Annotated in this window: 19 protein-coding genes; 10 read left to right on the forward strand and 9 right to left on the reverse strand. The window is 69.2% G+C overall.

Annotated features, from left to right (window positions below; translation table 11 throughout):
• Nucleotides 1-27: 27 nt before the first annotated feature.
• From BHE75_RS01665 to BHE75_RS25155, 4 genes are all read right to left on the reverse strand, one after another.
• Entirely contained in the window at nucleotides 28-783 is a 756-nt protein-coding gene (locus BHE75_RS01665; protein WP_070931957.1) for a 16S rRNA (uracil(1498)-N(3))-methyltransferase, read from the reverse strand.
• 41 nt (nucleotides 784-824) lie between these two features.
• Nucleotides 825-3023, reverse strand: coding sequence for a putative bifunctional diguanylate cyclase/phosphodiesterase (locus tag BHE75_RS01670; protein WP_070931959.1), 2199 nt, complete (start codon nucleotides 3021-3023; stop codon nucleotides 825-827).
• Nucleotides 3024-3260: 237 nt separating this feature from the next.
• Nucleotides 3261-4544, reverse strand: a complete 1284-nt coding sequence (gene murA / locus BHE75_RS01675; RefSeq protein ID WP_015459007.1) for a UDP-N-acetylglucosamine 1-carboxyvinyltransferase — start codon at nucleotides 4542-4544, stop codon at nucleotides 3261-3263.
• 230 nt (nucleotides 4545-4774) lie between these two features.
• Nucleotides 4775-5551 (reverse strand): cold-shock protein, encoded by a 777-nt coding sequence (locus BHE75_RS25155; RefSeq protein WP_070931961.1) that lies wholly within the window; start codon nucleotides 5549-5551, stop codon nucleotides 4775-4777.
• A 255-nt stretch (nucleotides 5552-5806) separates the two neighbouring features.
• On the opposite strand from BHE75_RS25155, the gene BHE75_RS01685 reads away from it, so the two are divergent.
• The 4 genes from BHE75_RS01685 (at nucleotide 5807) to BHE75_RS01700 (ending at nucleotide 8437) form a co-directional block, all read left to right on the forward strand.
• Nucleotides 5807-6604: a TerC family protein gene (locus BHE75_RS01685; protein WP_070931963.1), complete on the forward strand. Its 798-nt coding sequence runs from the start codon at nucleotides 5807-5809 to the stop codon at nucleotides 6602-6604.
• Nucleotides 6605-6655: 51 nt separating this feature from the next.
• Nucleotides 6656-7273, forward strand: a complete 618-nt coding sequence (locus BHE75_RS01690; protein WP_070935361.1) for a ribonuclease D — start codon at nucleotides 6656-6658, stop codon at nucleotides 7271-7273.
• Complete coding sequence (gene lptC, locus BHE75_RS01695) at nucleotides 7266-7904, forward strand: LPS export ABC transporter periplasmic protein LptC (RefSeq protein ID WP_015459011.1); 639 nt, start codon at nucleotides 7266-7268, stop codon at nucleotides 7902-7904. The genes BHE75_RS01690 and lptC overlap by 8 nt, the downstream gene beginning before the upstream one ends.
• A gap of 5 nt (nucleotides 7905-7909) precedes the next feature.
• A complete protein-coding gene (locus BHE75_RS01700) occupies nucleotides 7910-8437 on the forward strand; it encodes an LptA/OstA family protein (RefSeq protein WP_015459012.1) in 528 nt (175 codons plus the stop codon).
• 37 nt (nucleotides 8438-8474) lie between these two features.
• On the opposite strand, the gene BHE75_RS01705 is transcribed toward BHE75_RS01700, so the two are convergent.
• Entirely contained in the window at nucleotides 8475-9470 is a 996-nt protein-coding gene (locus BHE75_RS01705) for an adenosine kinase (protein ID WP_070931964.1), read from the reverse strand.
• 83 nt (nucleotides 9471-9553) lie between these two features.
• Here BHE75_RS01705 and BHE75_RS01710 point away from each other — a divergent pair, with 83 nt between their 5' ends.
• The 3 genes from BHE75_RS01710 (at nucleotide 9554) to BHE75_RS01720 (ending at nucleotide 11739) form a co-directional block, all read left to right on the forward strand.
• Nucleotides 9554-10243, forward strand: a complete 690-nt coding sequence (locus BHE75_RS01710) for an EI24 domain-containing protein (protein WP_070931966.1) — start codon at nucleotides 9554-9556, stop codon at nucleotides 10241-10243.
• The gene (locus BHE75_RS01715) at nucleotides 10240-10611 is read left to right on the forward strand and encodes a hypothetical protein (RefSeq protein WP_139181603.1); all 372 of its coding nucleotides are present in this window, start codon (nucleotides 10240-10242) and stop codon (nucleotides 10609-10611) included. The genes BHE75_RS01710 and BHE75_RS01715 overlap by 4 nt, the downstream gene beginning before the upstream one ends.
• A 195-nt stretch (nucleotides 10612-10806) precedes the next feature.
• Nucleotides 10807-11739 (forward strand): alpha/beta fold hydrolase, encoded by a 933-nt coding sequence (locus BHE75_RS01720; protein ID WP_139181604.1) that lies wholly within the window; start codon nucleotides 10807-10809, stop codon nucleotides 11737-11739.
• A 24-nt stretch (nucleotides 11740-11763) separates the two neighbouring features.
• Here BHE75_RS01720 and queG read toward each other — a convergent pair whose 3' ends face one another.
• Nucleotides 11764-12915 carry a tRNA epoxyqueuosine(34) reductase QueG gene (gene queG, locus BHE75_RS01725; RefSeq protein ID WP_254684335.1) on the reverse strand — a complete coding sequence of 384 codons (1152 nt, stop codon included), beginning with the start codon at nucleotides 12913-12915 and terminating at the stop codon, nucleotides 11764-11766.
• 111 nt (nucleotides 12916-13026) lie between these two features.
• On the opposite strand from queG, the gene BHE75_RS01730 reads away from it, so the two are divergent.
• From BHE75_RS01730 to msrB, 3 genes are all read left to right on the forward strand, one after another.
• Nucleotides 13027-13965, forward strand: a complete 939-nt coding sequence (locus tag BHE75_RS01730) for an ABC transporter ATP-binding protein (RefSeq protein WP_070931968.1) — start codon at nucleotides 13027-13029, stop codon at nucleotides 13963-13965.
• On the forward strand, nucleotides 13962-15185 hold the full coding sequence (locus tag BHE75_RS01735) for an ABC transporter permease (protein ID WP_070931970.1): 1224 nt from the start codon (nucleotides 13962-13964) through the stop codon (nucleotides 15183-15185). The genes BHE75_RS01730 and BHE75_RS01735 overlap by 4 nt, the downstream gene beginning before the upstream one ends.
• Nucleotides 15186-15290: 105 nt before the next feature.
• Entirely contained in the window at nucleotides 15291-15791 is a 501-nt protein-coding gene (msrB, locus tag BHE75_RS01740; RefSeq protein ID WP_070931972.1) for a peptide-methionine (R)-S-oxide reductase MsrB, read from the forward strand.
• Nucleotides 15792-15803: 12 nt separating this feature from the next.
• Here the strand turns inward: msrB and BHE75_RS01745 are convergent, their stop codons facing one another.
• From BHE75_RS01745 to BHE75_RS01755, 3 genes are all read right to left on the reverse strand, one after another.
• Nucleotides 15804-16559: an isocitrate lyase/PEP mutase family protein gene (locus BHE75_RS01745; protein ID WP_070931974.1), complete on the reverse strand. Its 756-nt coding sequence runs from the start codon at nucleotides 16557-16559 to the stop codon at nucleotides 15804-15806.
• Between the two features lie 104 nt (nucleotides 16560-16663).
• Complete coding sequence (locus tag BHE75_RS01750) at nucleotides 16664-17464, reverse strand: LytR/AlgR family response regulator transcription factor (RefSeq protein ID WP_015459021.1); 801 nt, start codon at nucleotides 17462-17464, stop codon at nucleotides 16664-16666.
• Complete coding sequence (locus BHE75_RS01755) at nucleotides 17461-18555, reverse strand: sensor histidine kinase (protein WP_015459022.1); 1095 nt, start codon at nucleotides 18553-18555, stop codon at nucleotides 17461-17463. Before BHE75_RS01755 ends, BHE75_RS01750 begins: the two co-directional genes overlap by 4 nt.
• Nucleotides 18556-18584: the final 29 nt, after the last annotated feature.

The following is an 18584-nucleotide window of genomic DNA, read 5'->3' on the forward strand; positions in this document are numbered from 1 at the left end:
GGGAGGATGGCAGGCCCGCGATATTTTTCAAATATTTTCCGAGCGCCAGTCCCCGGCCGTCGCCATCCAGATCGCGATGGCGGCGGCGGCGGCGGTCTCCGCGCGCAGGATACGGGGGCCGAGCGTGACCGGCACCGCCTGCGGCAGGGCGCGGATCGCGGCGCGCTCTTCATCGGTGAAGCCGCCTTCGGGGCCGATCAGGATCGCGGCCGGGCCGGGGCGGGCGACGGCGGCAAGCGGCCGCGCATCGCCCGCCTCGTCGGCGAAATAGAGCGCGCGATCGGCGGGCCAGACGCGGAGCAGGGCGTCGNGCTTCTCCGGCTCGGCAAGGGTGGGCAGCGCGGTGCGGCCGCATTGCTCGGCCGCCTCGATCATGTGCGCGCGCAGCCGTTCGCCGTTCAGCCGATCGACGATGGTGCGCCGGGTGATGACGGGGGCGAGGCGGGCGACGCCCAGCTCGCACGCCTTTTCGGCCACCCAGTCGATCCGGCCCTTCTTGATGGGCGCGGCGAGCAGCCACAGGTCGGGCACCGCCTCGCGCGGGGCGAGATGGCCCGTGACGGCGAGGCGGAGCGCGCGCTTCGATATCTCCGCCACCTCGGCAAGCCATTCACCGCTCCGGTCGTCGAACAGGCGGACGGGATCGCCCGGCTTGAGCCGCATGACGTTGCCGAGATAATTGGCGGCGGCGCCTTCGACCGGAACGGAAATCCCGGTATCGAGCGGGGTATCGACGAACAGGCGGGGCGTGCTGGCCGGCGGCCAGGCGGGGGTTGCGGGCATGATCCGGCTCCTACCGGAATCGCCGGGGCCGGGAAATCCCCTCAGGCGGCGATGCCGGCGTCGAACCAGCTGCCGATCGCGCGGGCGGGCATCGGCTTCGACATCAGATAGCCCTGCAGGGTACCGCAGCCGATCGCCGCCAGCCATTCGGCCTGGCCGTCGGTTTCGACGCCCTCGGCGGTGACGGCGATGCCGCGCGCATTGGCGAGGCCGACGATGGCGCGGATGATGGCGCTGCCGCCTTCCCGCCGGTTGATGCCGGCGACGAAGGAACGGTCCACCTTGATGCGATCCACCGCGAAGGTGCGCAGATGGGTGAAGGAGGAATAGCCGGTGCCGAAATCGTCGAGCGCGATCCGCACGCCCTGCGCGCGCAGCGCCGCGACATTGGCGCGGCAGATATCCTCATCCTCGACGAAGCTGGTCTCGGTGATCTCCAGCTCGACGCGGCGGGGCTCGATGCCGCTCGCCGTGATCGCCCCCTGGACGATATCGACGAGCGCCGGATTGCGGAGCTGCACCGCCGAAAGATTGATGGCGATGCTTTCCAGCGGCCAGTCGCGCGCGGCGGCCAGCGCCTCGCGCAGCACCCATTCGCCGATCGGCTCGATCAGGCCGCATTCCTCGGCGATCGGCACGAAGGTGGCCGGCGCCATCAGCCCGAGCAGGGGATGGCGCCAGCGGACCAGCGCCTCTGCGCCGATCACCGCCCGGGTGCGGGCATCGTGGACGGGCTGGTAGTAAAGCTCGAACTGGTTGCCGGCGGCGATCGCCTCGCGCAGGTCCTTCTCGATTGCCTGGCGGCGCTGGACGGAGGCGTCCATCGCTTCCTCGAACAGGACGACGCGGCCCCGGCCGCGCGCCTTGGCCTCGTAGAGGGCGATATCCGCCTTGCGGCCGAGGTCGACGCGATCGGTGCTGTGGAGCGGCGCGATCGCCACGCCGATGCTGACGCCGACGCAAACCATGGTGCCGTCGACGTCGAACGGCTCGTTGAGGGCGGTGGCGATGCGCTGGCACAGCCGCTCGACGCTTTCGATGGTGGGGGCATGCGCCTGGATGATGGCGAATTCGTCCCCGCCGAGGCGCGAGACCGTGTCGGTATCGCGCGTCACCGCCTTCAGCCGCGCGCTGACCTGGCAGAGCAGCTGATCGCCGGCGGGGTGGCCCAGCGTGTCGTTGACCGGCTTGAAGCGATCGAGATCGAGGCACAGCATGGCAAGCGGCGTGCCGCCGCGCCGGACGGCGACGAGCGCCAGATCCATGCGGCTGCGGAACAGGGTGCGGTTGGCGAGCCCCGTGNGGTTGTCGTGGAGCGCGAGATGCTGGGCGTGCGCCTCGCTGGCCCTGAGGGCCGCGAGCGTGCGGCGGATGTGGAGCAGCAGCAGGGCCACGATCAGCGTGATCGCCAGCAGGGCCACGATCAGCACCGGCGCCACCTTGCCCATCACGCGGCTGCCCGGCGCGAAGCTGTTCCAGACCAGATAGCCCACCGTTTCGCCCCGGCGGGACCGGATCACGGCATGGGATTGGCCGGGGACGGGCTGGAGAGCCCAGGAGAAACGGGCGCCGTCCAGCAGATATTGCCTGGCCATCGCTTCAAGGAACGGCCCGTCGAGATGCTGGACGCTGACGAGCAGCGGCTCGGAACCCGGCGCCTGGGCCGCCCGGTCCTGATCCCCGACGATCGGCTTGACGCTGACCACCGCCGGATGGCCGTCGATGACGGTGATGTCGCTGGCGCCGGGGCTGTAGCCGCTGGTCGCGGGGTCGACGGCGTCCCCCCGGTCCGGCGCGCGCAGGCTGGCGCGCAGCGCGGCGACCAGCGGCAGGGCTTCGCCGCCGATCGCGCCGAAGGCGGTGGGGGCCGCGCGACGCCCGCCGCGCAGCGCATAGATCGGCCGGTTGGCGGCATCGAGGATGAAGATGTCGTCATGGCCGTAATAGGTGTGCAGCCAGCGGCCGATATTGCCGTCGATCCAGTCGAGATCGGGCGGGTCGGCGCGCACGCCGCGCAGCGCTTCGTCCCACAGCGTGATCGCTTCCTGATCGTGGGCGACGCGGGCGGCATTATCCTTGAGGATGGTATCGACCATCATGGCCTGGCGGCGCTCGGAAAGCGCATCCGCCTCGCGCGTCGCCCACACCAGCAGGACCGCCACAGTCGCGGCGAACAGCACCACCACCGCCGTGATCGGCAGGAGGAACTGACGGAGGAAATCGTTCGTCCGCTTCGCCATCGGGCACCATGTTCAAGGACCGCCAAGTCCTATCTTAGGTGCGAATATTTAACAGTTTGCGCGGAGGACAAATTTAATTGGACGATGACGGGACGAATTTCACGGTTACTATCCGCCACTTGGGTGGATGCCATGATCGCGGCCCCTGTCGGCGATACCGTAAAATCCGCCCGGCCGCTCGTTTCTGATCCTCAACCAGCCAAGGGCGGCGGCCGGCGAATCGCCGCGCGCGCGGGATCAGTCCCCGCCCGCGCGCTCGATATCGGCACCGACCTGGGAGAGCTTCTCCTCCAGCCGTTCATAGCCGCGATCGAGATGATAGACGCGGTGGACCTGGGTCTCGCCCTCGGCGGCGAGGCCGGCGAGCACCAGGCTCATCGAGGCGCGCAGATCGGTGGCCATCACCTCGGCGCCGCGCAGCTTCTCGACCCCGCGCACCACGGCGGTGCGGCCGCGCACCTGGATATCCGCGCCCATGCGGGTGAGTTCCGGCACGTGCATGTAGCGGTTCTCGAAGATGGTTTCGGTAAGCACGCTGGCTCCGTCCGCCAGCGCCAGCATCGCCATGAACTGGGCCTGCATGTCGGTGGGGAAGGCGGGGAAGGGCGCGGTGGACAAGGTCAGCGCACGCAGCCGGCCGTCGGCGGCGACGGTGATGCCGCCGTCGCGCACGGCGACATGGACGCCGGCCTGGCGCAGATCGTCGATCACCGCCTGCATGTCGTCCGCCTTCGCGCCGACGAGATCGAGCTCGCCCCCGGTGATCGCGGCCGCGCAGGCATAGCTGCCGGCCTCGATGCGATCGGGCATGACGCGATATTCGGCGCCGTGCAGCCGGGGCTTGCCCTGGATGACGAGCCGTTCGGTGCCGATGCCGTCGATCTCCGCGCCCATGGCGACCAGGCAGTTGCAGAGATCGGTGATCTCGGGCTCGCGCGCGGCATTGTCGATGATCGTCTCGCCGCTGGCGAGGACGGCGGCCATCACCGCATTTTCCGTCGCGCCGACCGATACGACCGGGAAGACGATCCGCCCGCCCTTGAGTCCGCCGTCCGGCGCGATGGCGCGGACATAGCCGGCGGCCAGCTCGATCTCCGCGCCCAGCGCTTCCAGCGCCTTCAGGTGCAGATCGATCGGCCGGTTGCCGATCGCGCAGCCGCCGGGCAGCGACACCGTCGCCTCGCCGGCGCGGGCCAGCAGCGGCCCCAGCACCAGGATCGAAGCGCGCATCTTGCGGACGATATCGTAGGGCGCGACGGTGGCGGCGATACGCTGCGCATCCATCGTCATCACCCGGCCATATTCGCCGTCCGGCCCGCGCGAGACCTTCGTTGTCACGCCCAGCTCGTTGAGAAGATGGCCGAAGCTGTCGACATCGGCGAGGCGCGGCAGGTTGCCGAGCGTCAGCTTGTCGTCGGTCAGCAGCGAGCAGGGCATGAGGGTGAGGGCGGCGTTCTTGGCGCCCGAAATCGGCAAGCGGCCGGCGAGGCGCTGGCCGCCGCGAATGATGATGCGATCCATGAAAAGGCTTCTATCGTTTCGCGCCGCGCGCGCAAGCGGCGGCAGCGGCGCGGCATGGGCGGGCGGGGCCCGATTCGCGATGGATGGGCGGAGGGGCCGGGCGATTGTGAGCGATCGTAGGCGGCGGGGGCCTGCGGTTGCGGCACGCCGCCAGCAAAAAGCCCGGCGCCGCCTTGGGGCGGGCCGGGCCTTTCATGCGATCCAGCGGGCCGAAGCCCGCCAGCCGGAGCTTACTGGATCGGATTCAGGTTCACCGCGGCATATTTGCCGCGACGATCGACCTCGAGTTCGAACTCCAGCCGATCACCCTCGTTGAGGTTGGTCATGCCGGCCCGTTCGACGGCCGAGATGTGGACGAAGGCGTCCGGCTGGCCGTCATCGCGCTGGATGAAGCCGAAGCCCTTCATCGCGTTGAAGAACTTCACCGTGCCGCTGGCGCGTTCGCCGGTCAGCTGGCGCTGCGGGCCGCCACGGGCGCCGGCATCGCGCGGCGCGCGATCCTCGACCGGAAGCGGTTCGCCGTCGATCTTGAGATCGGTGGCCGAGATACGGCCGCCGCGATCGACGAGGGTGAAGCCCAGCGGCTGCCCTTCGGCAAGACCGGTGAGGCCGGCCTGTTCGACCGCCGAGATGTGGACGAACACGTCTTCGCCGCCATCGTCGCGGACGATGAAGCCGAAGCCCTTCTGTCCGTTGAAGAATTTAACAACGCCAGTGCCTTCGCCGATCACCTGGGCGGGCATGCCGCGGCCACCGCCGCCGAAGCCGCCACCACCGCCGCCGCCGAAGCCGCCACCGCCGCCACGGAAACCGCCGCCGCCGCCGCCGCCGCCGAAGCGATCGCCGCCGCCGCCATAACCGCCGCCGCCGAAGCCGCCACCGCCGAAGCGATCGCCGCCGCCGCCGAAGCGGTCACCGCCACCGAAGCCGCCATAGCTTTCGTCGCCGAAACTGTCGCGCTTGTCCCTGCCGCCGCGCTGCCCGCGCCGTCCTCTATCGAAACTCATGCTTTGCCCAAGTCTTTCCCGTCGCCCCACGAATTTTCAAGTCCTCAAAGCCGGGCGCGGCCACGAGACTTCCGGCGCCGAAACCAGCGCGCCAGCCACTATCAATAGCGGAAAAAGAGCCCTGGCGCGAGAGCTTTCGACTCATCGCCCGCAAGGATGGGGCAACCGGTGTAGGATCGCAGCCGAATCCACGCTTTACAGTTTGTCGCACAGCCGCGCTTGTGAGGGACAAAACCAAGCGGCAAGGTGATCTCCATGACAGATATGCTTGCGATCTTCGCCGATCCCGCCGTGTGGGCGGCGCTGGTGACGCTGGTGGTGATGGAAGTCGTGCTCGGCATCGACAACCTCATCTTCATTTCCATCCTTTCGAACAAGTTGCCGCAGCATCAGCAGCGCCGCGCGCGGCGTCTGGGAATCGGCCTGGCGCTGGTGATGCGGCTGGCGCTGCTGTCGATGATCGCCTGGATCGTGGGGTTGACCGCGCCGGTGTTCGACCTGGGCTGGCAGGGCGTGCCGGATGCGCATGGCGTGCCCTCCTTCGAGACGCGATTTTCCTGGCGGGACATCATCCTGATCGTCGGCGGGCTGTTCCTGGTATGGAAGGCCACCACCGAGATCCACCATTCGGTGGACCCATCGCCGTCCGGGGATCTGCTGGACAAGAAGGCGCATGTGGCGCTGGGATTCGGCACCGCGATCATCCAGATCCTGCTGCTCGACATGGTGTTCTCGATCGATTCGATCCTGACCGCGGTGGGCATGACCGATCATCTGCCGGTGATGGTGATCGCCGTGATCACCGCCGTCGCCGTGATGCTGCTGGCGGCCGATCCGCTGGCCGAGTTCATCGAGCGCAACCCCACGGTGGTGATGCTGGCGCTGGGATTCCTGCTGATGATCGGCGCGGTGCTGATCGCCGACGGCTTCGGCGTGCATGTGCCCAAGGGCTATATCTACGCGGCGATGGCCTTTTCGGCGGGCGTCGAGGCGCTCAACATCTGGCAGCGGCGCGCCCAGGCGAGGCGCGCCGAACGGCGGCAGGGGGCGTGAGCGGCCGATTCGGTTGTTGAGCGCGGGGCCTTGCGCGCTTATGCGGATGGGATGACCGTTCATTTCCACGAAGAGGACCTGCCGGCAGGCGTGCTCGCCCCCGGCCCCGTCGCCATCGATACCGAGACGATGGGGCTCGTGACCCAGCGCGACCGGCTGTGCGTCGTCCAGATATCCGACGGCCATGGCGACGAGCATCTCGTCCGCTTCGGCCCCGGCAGCGCCTATGACGCGCCCAATCTGAAGGCGGTGCTGGCCGATCCCGCGCGGCTCAAGCTCTATCATTTCGCCCGGTTCGATCTGGCGGCGATCAAATATTGGCTCGGGGTGATGGCCGAGCCCGTTTATTGCACCAAGACCGCATCGCGCCTGATTCGCACCTATACCGACCGGCATGGCCTGAAGGAGCTGGTGCGCGAGANCCTCGGCCAGGAAGTCTCCAAGCAGCAGCAGTCGTCCGACTGGGGGGCGCCCGAGCTGACCGACGCGCAGCGCGACTATGCGGCGTCCGACGTGCGCTTCCTCCACCAGCTTCGCGAGAAGCTGGACGAGCGGCTGGCGCGCGAGGGGCGGACCGCGCTGGCGCAGGCCTGCTTCGATTTCCTGCCGCACCGCGCGGCGCTGGACCTTGCCGGCTGGCCTGAGATCGACATCTTCGCGCATGTCTAAAGCCGCCGATCTTGCGCGCGGCGATCGCCAGTCCTGGGCCGCGCCGGGCGCGGGCCATGACCGCGTGATCGGCGTGCTCAGGATCCTGCTGCCCTGCGCGATCGGCGCGCTCGTCGCCATCCTCGCCGTGGCGCCGCTGACGATGGGGCGCGACATCTCCTTCGTCCTCGCCAAGGATCGGGTGGAGGTGGCCAGGGAAAGGCTGCGGGTCGCCGACGCCATCTATCGCGGCGAGGATTCGAAGGGCCAGCCCTTCGCCATCCGCGCGGGATCGGCAGTGCAGAAAAGCTCACGCGATCCGGTGGTGAAGCTCGCCAATCTTTCCGCCGAGATCCAGCTGGCCGACGGCCCCGCCACCATCGGCGCCAAGACCGGCCGCTACGACATGGACAGCGAGAAGGTCTATATCGACGGCCCCGTGCGCTTCGACGGACCGGACCAGTATCGCCTCGACACGCGCGACGTGGAGGTCGACCTGAAGACCCGGCAGGTGGAAAGCGGGGGCGCGGTGGACGGGCAGATGCGGCTCGGCAATTTCAGCGCCAACCGGATGACCGCGGACCTTGCCGCCCGCACCGTCGTGCTCGATGGCCGTGCCCGCTTGCATATCGTGCAGCGCGGCGGCAGATGAGCAGCATGACCCGCCGACCAGCCATCCTCGCCACGATCCTGATCGGCCTCGCCGCCGGCCCCGCGATGAGCCAGAATTCGGTTTCGGCGCTCAAGGGGCATGACAGCAACGCGCCGGTGGACGTGGAGGCGGACCGCATCGAGGTGCAGGACCGCGCCGATCGCGCCATCTTCTCCGGCAACGTCAATGTCCGCCAGACCGACCTGACGATGAATTCGGCGCGGCTGACCGTGGCCTATGCCGGCGGCGCCAGCGGCACCCAGATCAAGCGGCTGGATGCGTCCGGCGGCGTGACGGTGCGCAGCCCATCGGAAACGGCGCGCGGATCGGTGGCGATCTATGATCTCGACCGCCGGCTGATCACCATGCTGGGCAATGTGACGCTGAACCAGGGCCAGAACACGGTGAACGGCAACCGGCTGGTGATCGACCTCAACAGCGGCCGTTCGACGATCGATGGCCAGGGCGTCGCCGGCGGCCAGGGCGGCCGCGTGACCGGGCGCTTCACCGTCCGGCAATCCAGCGGCAATTGAAGGGAAACCGGGCGGGTCGCCCCGCCCGGGATCGCGATCAGCCCAGTTTCCGGGCGACCAGCGCCTTGATGTCGGCCACCGGGCGGGGGCCGAAATGCGAAATCACCTCGGCCGCCGCGATCGCGCCCATGGTGAGGCTGTCCACCACCGAACGGCCTTCGGCCTGGCCGGCGAGGAAGCCGGCGGCGAACAGATCGCCCGCGCCGGTGGTATCGACCACGGCATCGATCGGCTGGGCGGGAACCGCGAAGCGTTCGCCGCCGCGCACGGCGATGGCGCCCTTTTCCGAACGGGTGACGACCAGGGTTTCGACCTGGCCGGCGGTGGCGGCGACGGCGGCCTCGAAGTCTTCAGTCTGGTTGAGCGACAGGATCTCCGTTTCGTTGGCGAAGAGGATGTCGATCGCGCCGTCGGCGATCAGCGCCTTGAAGTCGTCGCGATGGCGCTCGATGCAGAAGGCGTCGGAAAGCGTGAAGGCCACCTTGCGGCCGGCATCCCGCGCGATGCGGATCGCCGTCTGCATCGCCGCGCGCGGCTCCGCCGGATCCCACAGATAGCCTTCGAGATACAGGATCGCGGCGGACGCGATCATGTCGCGATCCAGCGCCTCGGCCGGCAGGAACTGCGACGCGCCGAGATAGGTGTTCATCGTGCGCTGGCCGTCGGGGGTGACGAGGATCAGGCAGCGCGCCGTCGGCGGCTCGCCTTCGCGGGCGGGGGTGGCGAATTCCACGCCGAGCGCGCGGATATCATGGACGAACACCTCGCCGAGCTGATCCTGGGCCACCTGGCCGATGAAGCCGCAGCGCCGGCCGAGTGCGGCCGCGCCCGCCACCGTGTTGGCGGCCGAACCGCCGCTCGCCTCGATCGCCTGGCCCATGCGGCCGTAGAGGCCGGTCGCGGTTTCGGTGTCGATCAGCCGCATCGATCCCTTGGCGACGCCTTCGTTCGCGATGAAGGCATCATCGGCCTGGGCAATGACATCGACGATGGCATTGCCGATCGCGACGATATCGAGGCGGGGTTCGGTCACGCGGGTCTCCCTGAGGTGGAAAAGCCGCGCCTAGACGGACGACGGGGATGGCGCAACCGGGGACGGGGCGGATAGATAGGGCCATGGTCCGCGCGCTCATGCTTTCGATCGGCCAGTTGGGCGATCCCCGCATCCGCCGGGTGCTGGTGAAATCCGTCACGCTGACGCTGGCGATCTTCGCCGTCACCGGCCTCGTGCTTGGCTGGGCGCTGACCGGGCGCGACCCTTGCGCGATCGTGAAGGGATATAGCTGCGCCATCGGATCGGCCGAGGGCGGGATCGCCGCCGCGCTGCTGGTGATCCTGGGCCTGTGGCTGCTGTTCCCGGCGATCGCGGTGGGGGTGATCGGCCTGTTTTCCGACGAGGTGGTCGCCGCCGTGGAGGAACGCCATTATCCGGCCGAGGCGGCGCGCGCGCGGCCGCCCGGCTGGGGCGAGGCGCTGCGGCTGGGCCTGGGATCTGCGGGGCGGATGATCGGATATAATCTGCTGGCGCTGCCTTTCTATCTGCTGCTGCTGTTGACGGCGATCGGCCCGGTCGCCCTGTTCCTGGTGGTGAACGCCATTGCGCTGGGCCGCGACCTCGACGAGATGGTGGCGGTGCGCCATCTGGACGCGGCCGCGCGCAAGGCCCGCCTCGCGCCCACCCGTGGCGGCCGCGCGCTGACCGGGCTTGTCGCCGCCGGCCTGTTCATGATCCCTGTCGTCAACCTCCTCGCCCCCGTGATCGGCGCGGCGCTGGCGACGCATCGTTTTCATGGGAGCCGCGGTTGAAGCGCAGATATTCGGTCCTGATCCTGCCCCTGCTGGCGCTGGCCGGCGCCTGCACCACCGCCGGCGGCGAGCGACCGGCCCCGATCGTGAACGCCCCGCCGCCGGCGATGGGGCTCGATCGGGTGCTGGGCAAGGACGCCCGCGCGCTCCACATGCTGTTCGGCGTGCCCGACCTCGACGTGCGCGAGGCGCAGGCGCGCAAGCTGCAATATACGGGGCCGGTCTGCGTGCTGGACGCCTATCTCTATCCGCCCGCGGCCGGGCAGGAGCCGGTGGTGCGCTACCTCGACGCACGGACGCCGGCGGGCGAGGATTTCGACCGGGCATCCTGCATCGCGGCGCTCAGCCGCCGGGTGGAGGCGCGCTGATCCGGCCCCGACGGCGCGGCGCCGGTTGCGCGGACAGCCGGAAGCTCACACCTACCGGAAGCTGACACCTAATGGCTGTCTTTCATGCCGACCCGGCGGGGTGGGTGGTCGGTGCCGGGCGAGCTCCGCCAATCCCGGGCAGGCCCCGATAGAGCCTTGCCGGCGATGGGGGATATTCGGAGACGGGAGAAGATCATGAAGCGCATGATGATCGCCATCCTTGCCCTGTTCCTCCCCTTGCTGGCACCGCCGCCGGCAGCCGCGCTGGAATTCGGTTTCCCGAAGGGATTCCGATCCGAGGAAATCGCCACGAACGGCACCACGCTGCATGTCCGTTTCGGCGGATCGGGGCCGGCGGTGCTGCTGATCCATGGGTATGGCGACACCGGCGACATGTGGGTGCCGCTCGCCAGCCGGCTGATGCGCGATCATCTGGTGATCGTGCCCGACCTGCGCGGCCTGGGCCTCTCGGCCGTCGCCACGGGCGGCTTCACCAAGAAGAATCAGGCAGCGGACATGGCCGGTATCCTCGACCATCTCCACGCGGCGCGGGCCGATGTCGTCGGCCACGACATCGGCAACATGGTGGCCTTCGCGTTCGCTGAATCCTATCCCGAACGCACCACGCGCCTCGTGATGATGGACGCCCCCGTGCCCGGCGTCGGCCCGTGGGACGAGATACTGAAGAACCCGCTGCTCTGGCATTTCCGGTTCGGCGGGCCCGACATGGAGCGCCTCGTCGCGGGGCGCGAGCGCATCTATCTCGACCGGTTCTGGAACGAGTTCGCGGCGAGCCGGACCGCCTTTCCCGAGGATGCGCGGGTGCATTATGCGGCGCTTTATGCCGCGCCGGGGCGCATGCATGCGGGCTTTTCGCAATTCGCGGCGTTCGATCAGGACGTGATCGACAATCGCGCCTTCGTCGCTCGCGGGCCGCTGAAGATGCCGGTGCTGGCGATCGGCGGCAGCCAGTCCCTCGGCGGCACGATGGCGGCCATCATGCGATCGGCGGCGGACGACGTGACGGAGCTGGCCATCCCCGATTCCGGCCACTGGCTGATGGAGGAGCAGCCGCGCGCGACCGTCGACGCCATCGCCGCATTTCTGGAAGGACCAGCTCGGCCGTAACGAAGGCGGCGCGCCTATGGGCTGTTATGCTTCCATCGCCACGCCCAGCCATTCGGCGCGGACGGAGGCATCGGCCTCGGCCGGCAGGCGGGTTGCGCGCGCGGCCGCGAAGCCGGCGGGATCGATGCGTTCGAGCGCCCAGATCGCGGCGCCGCGCACCACGGGGGCGGGATCGTCCAGCAGGCGGAGGACGGCCGGCAGCAGGTGGCGGCCGCGATCGTTGCCGGCGGCGATGAGCGCGTTGCGGACCATGCGGTCCCGGCCGATGCGCTTGATCGGCGATCCGGCGAAGACCGCGCGGAAGGCGGGATCGTCGAGCGCGAGGAGATCGGCGATCTCGGGCGCGGCCAGCTCCGCCCGCGCGGCGAAGGCGCGGTTGGCGGCGGCGGTGGCGGCGAACTTGTTCCACGGGCAGACGGCCAGGCAATCGTCGCAGCCATAGATGCGGTTGCCCATCGCCGCGCGAAATTCGTGCGGGATCGGGCCTTTGTTCTCGATGGTGAGGTAGGAGATGCAGCGCCGGGCATCGAGCCGGTAGGGCGCGGGAAAGGCGGCGGTGGGGCAGGCCCGCTGGCAGGCGTCGCACGATCCGCAGCCGCCCCGGCCGGGGCCGTCCGCCGCCAGATCGAGCGTCGTCATGATCGCGCCCAGGAACAGCCAGCTGCCATGATCGCGGCTGACGAGGTTGGTGTGCTTGCCCTGCCAGCCGAGGCCGGCGGCTTCGGCCAGCGGCTTTTCCATCACCGGCGCGGTATCGACGAACACCTTGAGATCGCCGCCCGCTCGATCGACCAGCCAGCGGGCCAGCGCCTTCAGCGCCTTCTTGACGATATCGTGATAATCCTGCCCCTGCGCATAGGCCGAAATGCGGGCGATGCCGGGCGCGTCCGCCAGCCGCAGCGGATCTTCGGCGGGCGCGTAGCTCATCCCCAGCATCACCACCGATTTCACATCCGGCCAGAGCGCGCGGGGCGTGCCGCGCTGGCCGGCGCGTTCCTCCATCCACAGCATGTCGCCATGCGCGCCGCTTTCCAGCCATTCGCGCAGGCGCATGGCCGAATCGGGCGTGGCATCGGCCGGCGCCACCCCGCAGGCGACGAAGCCGAGGCGGCGTGCCTCGATTTTCAGCTCCGCCGTCAACGCCTTGTTGTCGATATGGTGGGATGAATGGGGCACGAAGGGCGGGAAACCTCGTCGATCTGGGTGGATGCGCCCCTTCCTTAGCCCGAACGGGCGGAAACGGGGAGGTGGGCATGGCGCCGGGCGGCGGCAGGACGGGATGCGGACGTGAACGGGCATGCGATCGAGACGCACGGGCTGGTAAAGGATTTCGGCGGGTTCCGGGCCGTCGACGGCATCGATCTCGCGGTGCCGGCGGGATCGATATTCGGCGTGCTCGGCCCCAATGGCGCGGGCAAGACCACCACCTTGCGGATGCTGCTGGGCATCATCGATCCCGATGCCGGGCACCGCACCCTGCTGGGCGAGGCGCGGCCGCTGAAGGTGGCGCGGCAGGTGGGCTATCTGCCCGAGGAACGCGGCCTCTATCCCGGCATGCAGGCGCGCGAGGCGATCGCCTTCATGGGTGCGCTGCGCGGGCTGCCGCTGAAGGAAGGCCGCGCGCGGGCCGATCAAATGCTGGAGGCGCATGGCCTGGGCGCGGCGCGTCGCAAGCCGATCCGCACCCTTTCCAAGGGCATGGCGCAGACGGTGCAGCTATTGGGTACGCTGGTCCACCGGCCCCGGCTGATCGTGCTGGACGAGCCCTTTTCCGGGCTGGATGCCCTGAATCAGGAACGGCTGGAAGCGGTGATCCGTGCGCAGGCGGCGAACGGCGTGACCATCCTCTTTTCCACCCATGTGATCGCCCATGCCGAACGATTGTGCCAGCGCGTGGCGATCATCGCCGGCGGGCGGGTGCGTTTCGAAGGCGGGGTGGAGGAGGCGCGCGCGCGGCTGAAGCCCGAGGTGCGGCTGGCGACGCGGGCGGCGGACGGGCCGTGGCGCGCGGCGCTGCCGGCCGGCGCGGTGCGTGAGGGCCACCTCTGGCGGTTCGCGCTGCCCGACAGCGGGGTCGAGCCGCTTTTGAAGGCGCTGATCGACGGCGGCGCGGGGATCGAGACGCTGTCGATCGAGCGGCCGGGGTTGCACGACGCCTTCGTCGCGATCGCCGGCGAGGCGGCGGCCAAGGCGATGGACGGGCATGCGCTGGAGGACGCGGCATGATCGACGTGATTCGCGCCGCCTGGGTGATCGCCCGCCGCGATTATGTGGCGAGCGTGTTTTCGCGCGCCTTCCTGCTGTTCCTTATCGGGCCGCTGCTGCCGATCCTGGCCGGGCTGCTGTTCAGCATCGCGGGTGCCGGCGGCGGCGCGGACCAGAAACGGCCGGCGGTGGCGGTGATCGCCGGCCCGGCGGAGGCGGAGCTGCTCCATGCCGCGCGCGGGCGGCTGGCCGAACGGCTCGGCGATGCGATGCTGCCGATGCTCCATATCGCGGCGCCCGAAGGCGGGGCAGAGGCCCAGACCCGGCGGTTGCTGGCGGACCGGAGCGACGGCGTGGTGGCGGTGGCGCGCGGCGGGATCGATGCGCCCCGGCTGATCGGCCCGCGGGCGGGCGTGGCCGACGTGCGCGGGCGGCTGGCGCTGATCTATGACGAGGCGCGCGCTGCCCGTGCGATGGCGGATGCCGGCGCGGCCGCGCCGGGGCCGGTGGCCTTCCGCGAGACGGTGGTGGAGCGCGCGGCCGGCCCCGATGCGGCGGGCCATGCCGCCACGGCGCGGGCGGGGCAACTGGTGCTGATGTTCCTCACCATGATCCTGGCGGGGATGCTGCTGTCCAACCTGATCGAGGAAAAATCGAACAAGGTGATCGAGGTGCTGGCCGCCGCCGTGCCGGTGGACGCGATCTTCCTGGGCAAGCTGGCGGCGATGCTCGCCATGTCGCTGACCGGGATCGCGGTGTGGGGGGCGATGGCCCTGCTGGCGCTGCGCGGCCTGTTCCCGGCGGTGACGCTGCCGGTGCCGGCGGTGGGCTGGGGCGCGTTCGTGGCGCTCGGCACCGTCTATTTCGTCGCCTGCTATCTGCTGCTGGGGGCGCTGTTCCTCGGCATCGGCGCGCAGGTATCGAGCGTGCGCGAGGTGCAGACGCTCTCCATGCCGGTGACGATGGGGCAATTGGGGGTGGTGGCGCTCGCCTCCAGCGTGGTGGCGGCGCCCGAGAGCGGGCTGGCGAAGGCGGCGACGGTCTTTCCGTGGAGTTCCCCCTTCGCGATGATCGCGCGGGCCGCCCAGGCGCCGGAGATCTGGCCGCACCTGCTGGCGATCGGCTGGCAGGCGTTGTGGATCGGCCTGATCATCCGCTTCGCGGCGCGGCGGTTCCGGGTGAGCGTGCTGAAATCGGGCGGGCCGCGCCGCCGCTGGTTCCGGCGGTGGCGGACCAGCTGAGCGGGCCGGCGCCGGGCCAGAATGTGATGTTCCGCGCATCTTCCGGCCGGGCCTGACAAGCGGAGGTGCGCTCCCCATATCGGTCCCGCAAGGCAGGAGGCCGGCATGGCGATGGACAGGCGGCAGATGCTGGGGGCCGGCGGCTTAGCGCTGGCGGCGGTGGCGATCGGCGCAGGGCGGCTGCTGGCGGGCGATGCCAGGGCGGAGGAGACCTTCCCCTACCGGCTTTCCGATGCCGAATGGCGGCGCAGGCTGGGGCCGGACGCCTATGCCGTGCTGCGCCGCGAGGCGACCGAGCCGCCGGGATCGAGCCCGCTGCTGAAGGAGCATCGCCCCGGCACCTTCACCTGCCGGGGCTGCGCGCTGCCGCTTTTCTCCTCGCGCACCAAATATGACAGCGGCACCGGCTGGCCGAGCTTCTGGCGGCCTCTGCCCGATGCGGTCGGCACGCGCGGCGATCGCAGCCTGGGCTATGCCCGCACCGAGGTGCATTGCCGGCGCTGCGGCGGGCATCTGGGCCATGTGTTCGACGACGGGCCGAGGCCGACGGGCAAGCGTTACTGCATGAACGGACTGGCGCTGGCCTTCGTGCCCGGAAAGGCCTGAGCAGCCCCGCCTTCAGGGATAGAGCGCGCGGGCGGCCTCGGTGACGGCGGCCATCGCCAGCCGGTAGGGGCCGGGGCCGTGGCTGATGCGGGCGACGCCGAGTTCGGCGAGGCGGGCGGCGGGCGGCACGGCCGGGAACACCATGATGTTGACGGGCAATGGCGATCGTTCGCACAACCGGGCGATCAGCCGTTCATCGGCCAGGCCGGGGGCGAAGAAGCCGCTGGCGCCGGCATCGGCATAGGCCTGCGCGCGGACGAGCGCGTCGTCGATCGCGGCATCGTCATGCGCGGCGGCGGGCGCCTTCAGGAAGATGTCGGTGCGGGCGTTGACGAAGGCGTGGGGCGCCGCCGCCCGCATCGCGGCGATGCGGGCCTGCTGGTCGCCGATCGGGCGGAGGCCGTGCCCGCCGATCTGCTGGTCCTCGATATTGAAGCCGATCGCGCCGATTCCGGCCGCGCTGGCGGCGGACCGGCCGACTTCGTCGGCCGTGGCGCCGTAGCCGCCCTCGAAATCCAGCGTCACCGGCAGATCGACCGCGGCGACGATCCGTTCGAGATTGGCGAGGACGAGGGCGAGCGGCAGCGCCTCGCCGTCATCGAGACCGTGGGCGGCCGCGACCGACCAGCTTCCCGTCGCCAGCGCCGGGGCGCCGGCATCGGCCACCGCCCGCGCGCTGCCCGCATCCCAGATGTTGAAGAGCTGGAGCGGGCGCCCCGGCACGTGGAGATCGGCGAAGATGCGGGCTTTGTCGGCGGCGGTCGGCACGGGCGGTCCCTTATGTTTGCGTAGACCCGACCCTATCCTGCGACCGCCGGGACGGCATCCCGGCGATTGCGTTCAAGGCGCGGGCGCCGCTTCCCGGACGCGCCTCAGTGGACGAAGCGCGCCACCACGTCGCGATAGGAACGGCTGACCTTCACCTGCGCGCCCGAATCCAGCACCAGGAAGCATTCGCCGTTGGTGTGTGGCTTCACCTGCTTAACCAGATCGAGGTTGACGATGGTGGAACGGTGGACGCGCTGGAAGCGGCGCGGATCGAGCCGCTTTTCCAGATCCTTCATCGTTTCGCGCAGGATCAGCGTGTTGTCGCCGGTATAGATGCACATATAGTCGCCGGCGGCATCGATCCGCTCGATCGTGTCGACGTCGACGCGGAAGATCTGGCCGCGATCCTTGATGTTGATCAGCTTTTCGAAGCGGCTGGAGGCCGGCGCGTCGGTTGCGTCGGGCATCGCCTCGGCGGCTTCGGGCGCATGTTCGGCCAGCGCCTCCTTGAGGCGGCCGGCTTCCTCGATGCTGCGCTTTTCGGCCAGCCGCTGGCGGACGCGATCGAGCGTGTCGGCCAGCCGTTCATTCTCGACCGGCTTCATCAGATAGTCCACGGCATCGGCCTCGAAGGCGCGCAGCGCGTGATCCGAATAAGCGGTGACGAACACGAACAGCGGCGGTTCGACCTCCATCAACCCCTGGACCACCGAGAAGCCGTCGAAGCCGGGCATCTGGATATCGAGGAAGACGAGGTCGGGCTTGTGCGTCTTGATGGCGCGGATGGCTTCCCTGCCGTTGGTGCAGGTTTCGATGATTTCGACATCCTCATGCGCTTCCAGGCGGAGCTGCAGGCCCTGGATGGCTAGCGGCTCGTCGTCGACAAGGATGGTGCGGATGGTCATGCGGGTTCCTTGGGCTCTTCCGTCCTGAACGGTATTTCGATCATGACGCCGAACCCGGCCCCCCGTTCCCCCTGGATCTCGAAACGGTGGTCGGCGCCATAAGCCTGTGCCAGCCTGTCGCGGATATTCGCCAGGCCGACACCGGTCGAATATGTGGGGCGGTTCACCGCGTCGTGCAAGCCGGGTCCCGTATCGGACACGGTGATCTGCACCCGATCCCCGGCAAGCCGCGCGGATACGGCGATTTCCGCGCCCTCCTCCAAAGGCGTGACCGCATATTTTATCGCGTTTTCGACGAGCGGCTGAAGGAGAAGCGAGGGCAGCCGGGCCTGCGACACCGCCGGATCGATGTCGAAGCTAGGGCGGAGCCGGTCCTCGAACCGCATCTTCTCGATCTCCAGATAGAGCTTCAGCGTCTCCACCTCCTGCGCCAGCGTGACCTGGCCGGTGGGCTCGTTCACCAGCGTATAGCGCAGGAAGGAGGAAAGCCGCGACAGCATCGCATTGGCGCGATCGGTCTGCTTCAGCAGCACGAGCGTGGATATGGAGTTCAGCGTGTTGAACAGGAAATGCGGGTTGAGCTGGTAACGCAGCATCGCGAGCTGGGCGGCCGACGCCTGGGTTTCCAGCTTCTGCAGCTGATCCGATTGCTGTTCGAGCAGCAGGTAGAAATTGATGCCGTAATAAAGCGCCGACCAGGCGGCGAGCAGCGCGAAATCGAGCAGGATGGCGCCGAGGAACTGGACGCCCGACGGCATCTCTCCCGGTCGGTAGAAGGTGGCGTGCGCCCATACCTCGATCGTCGAGAAGGCGGCCGACGCGATCATCACCACGATGATCGATACGCCCCAGGTGATGATCGGCTTCTGGTGGATCAGCCGGCGGAAGATCGACGCCATCAGCAGGGTGAGCGAATAGCCTGTGGCGGTGTTGAGCGCGCTCGGCACCAGGAAGAGTACGCCCATGCCGTTGGCGAGCCCGCCCAGCGAGCGCAGGAGCAGATAGCCTGCCCATCCCGCCGACTGGAGAATCCAGAAGGCGCGGTTCTTATCGTCGAAAAAGGGTTTCGAGCCGAGGCTGAAGAGGGCCATGCGCCTCTGCATAGAGGCATTTCGCGCAA

Origin of the sequence: Edaphosphingomonas haloaromaticamans, from assembly GCF_001853345.1 — a bacterium.
Lineage (GTDB): Bacteria > Pseudomonadota > Alphaproteobacteria > Sphingomonadales > Sphingomonadaceae > Sphingomonas_E > Sphingomonas_E fennica.